Here is a 582-nt window from a genome sequence, read left to right as displayed (position 1 = left end):
TTTTTGTCCTCGTCGACGACGTGGCAGGCCTTGCATTTGGCGAAGACCTTCTCACCCGCCGCGGCATCCTGTGCCTGAGATTGGTTTGTGATGAACGTCGCAACGGACACGACGGCGAAAAACGCGATTGCACGCATGGCATTTCCTCATTGATCGTCAAGGTGCCCTGGACGATTTTGCGCACGCCTTTGTGTGATCATCGGCATGCATCGTTTATGGCAGAGCGAAAGCTTCTCCCTTGTGGAGTTGCGGCGCCTGCATCTTGGAAGCTACGCGGCAGATGAGGGATGTCAACCGCTACCCGAGTTCAAGGCAATCGCTTCAGACCATTTGCCGATCGTGGCGCAGTCGGCGAAGCTGCCGATCTCCCCCCTTGCGGGGGAGATGCCCGGCAGGGCAGAGGGGGGTGCTGTCCCGCTGGCCTGTCAGCCAATTACAGCCACGCCTCAGGGTGTTTCCGGTTGGGAATGGGTTAAATCGAGAGTTGGCGATCCTACCCACCCCTCCTTGTAACTTGTTTCTTGCCGACTCTGCTATGAAAGCAGGTGCGGTGGCGGACGGGAGACCGAACCCTCTTTGGGC

Annotated in this window: 1 pseudogene; it reads right to left on the bottom strand. The window is 58.4% G+C overall.

The features are described from left to right. Nucleotides 1-137 (bottom strand): annotated as a pseudogene (locus AC0L25_RS32485) (c-type cytochrome); the annotation flags it as partial. Nucleotides 138-582 lie beyond the last annotated feature (445 nt).

The sequence above is a fragment of the Mesorhizobium sp. WSM4813 genome (genome assembly GCF_055811555.1).
This window is presented reverse-complemented; position numbering and strand designations above follow the sequence as displayed.